Source organism: Mesorhizobium sp. M2A.F.Ca.ET.067.02.1.1 (genome assembly GCF_004023285.1).
Lineage (GTDB): Bacteria > Pseudomonadota > Alphaproteobacteria > Rhizobiales > Rhizobiaceae > Mesorhizobium.
This window is the reverse complement of the sequence record NZ_RZSB01001068.1, coordinates 1-1481: the sequence shown is the minus strand read 5'-3', so window position 1 is coordinate 1481 and position 1481 is coordinate 1. Positions and strand designations below refer to the sequence as shown.

The window sequence follows — 1481 nt, the reverse complement described above, 5'->3', positions numbered from 1 at the left end:
GATCCTAGGGTCCGCGCGCCGCTTCGCGTCGCTCCGCCCTAGGATGACGACCGCGTGGTTGCCTCACGCACCCCTCAATCGTCATTCGCCGCATTCAACTCGTCCGGCCGCAATCCTTCCTCGATATGCGGCCAAGGCAGAAAATCCCGGTCGAAGGCGTCGCTGCCGAAATAGTCCAGCGCCCGGTGCGCCTCGGCGCCGTTGAAGGCGGCCTTGTCGATCAGATGCGCGATCACCTCGCGCGCTTGCGCGACCTTCTGCTTCAGTTCGGCGACGGTCCGGTCGGCCATGATTATCCTGCTCGCCTGTGGTTCCTATATGAAGGTAGCGTTTTCCGCCGTGGTGGCAACAGCATGCTTTTTCTCGACTCTCGCGGCTTTTCGTGCCAAGCCCGGCCCATGACGCTCGACATCAAGATCTGCGGATTGAAGACCGACGCCGCGATGGCCGCCGCCCTTGCCGGCGGCGCCAGCCATGTCGGCTTTATCTTCTTCCCCAAAAGCCCGCGCTATGTCGAGCCCGCCGAGGCCGGGCGCCTGCGCGAAGCGGTGCGCGGCAAGGCCTTGGCGGTTGCCGTCACGGTCGACGCCGATGATGCTTTCCTGGACGAGATCGTCGCCAAGATGCAGCCGGATATGCTGCAACTTCACGGTTCGGAAACGCCTGAGCGCGTGGCCGAGATCAAGGCGCGTTACGGCCTGCCGGTCATGAAGGTTTTTTCCGTCAGCGAGACAGCCGACCTCGAGCGTATAAAGCCGTTCGTCGGGATTGCCGATCGTTTCATGTTCGACGCCAAGCCGCCCAAGGGATCGCAGCTGCCGGGCGGCAATGGCGTCGCCTTCGACTGGCGCATCCTTGCCGGCCTTGACGCCGGGCTCGATTACATGCTTTCCGGTGGGCTCAACGCCGCCAATATCGGCGATGCCCTGAGACTGGCCAACCCTCCCGGAATAGACGTCTCGTCCGGTGTGGAAAGCGCTCCGGGCGTCAAGGATCCGGCGCTGATCGAGCAGTTTTTCCGGGCCGTCAGGGCCGCGCGCGACGACCGCGCCGCCTGAGCACAACTAAAATCAGGAGATCGGCGATGAACAAGCCGGCTATGCCCAATTCCTTCCGCACCGGACCCGACGAGCAGGGCATGTTCGGCATTTTCGGCGGCCGCTTCGTCGCCGAGACGCTGATGCCGCTGATCCTCGATCTCGAAGAGCAGTGGAACCACGCCAAGAACGATCCGGAGTTCAAGGCCGAACTGCAGAACCTGTCGACCCACTATGCCGGACGGCCCTCAAAACTCTATTTCGCCGAAGGCCTGACGAAGCATCTCGGCGGCGCCAAGGTCTATTTCAAGCGCGAGGATTTGAACCATACCGGCTCGCACAAGATCAACAACTGCCTCGGCCAGATCCTGCTCGCCAAGCGCATGGGCAAGAAGCGCATCATCGCCGAGACCGGCGCCGGCCAGCATGGCGACGCCTCGGCAA

General features: G+C 63.1%; 3 protein-coding genes. 2 read left to right on the top strand and 1 reads right to left on the bottom strand.

The window, feature by feature from the left end; genetic code table 11:
* Positions 1–74: 74 nt before the first annotated feature.
* On the bottom strand, positions 75–290 hold the full coding sequence (locus tag EOA28_RS35485) for a hypothetical protein (RefSeq protein ID WP_127251476.1): 216 nt from the start codon (positions 288–290) through the stop codon (positions 75–77).
* Between the two features lie 108 nt (positions 291–398).
* Between EOA28_RS35485 and EOA28_RS35480 the strand changes: the two genes are divergently transcribed.
* Both EOA28_RS35480 and EOA28_RS35475 read left to right on the top strand, forming a co-directional pair.
* Positions 399–1058: a phosphoribosylanthranilate isomerase gene (locus EOA28_RS35480; protein WP_127251477.1), complete on the top strand. Its 660-nt coding sequence runs from the start codon at positions 399–401 to the stop codon at positions 1056–1058.
* A 26-nt stretch (positions 1059–1084) separates the two neighbouring features.
* Positions 1085–1481 (top strand): pyridoxal-phosphate dependent enzyme (locus EOA28_RS35475; RefSeq protein ID WP_128315833.1); only part of this gene is annotated, 397 nt, incomplete at its 3' end.

What these genes read in the sequence shown, in the direction of transcription:
- EOA28_RS35485 (WP_127251476.1), bottom strand. Translation starts at nt 290, where the DNA reads ATGGCCGACCGGACCGTCGCCGAACTGAAGCAGAAGGTCGCGCAAGCG.
- EOA28_RS35480 (WP_127251477.1), top strand. Translation starts at nt 399, where the DNA reads ATGACGCTCGACATCAAGATCTGCGGATTGAAGACCGACGCCGCGATG.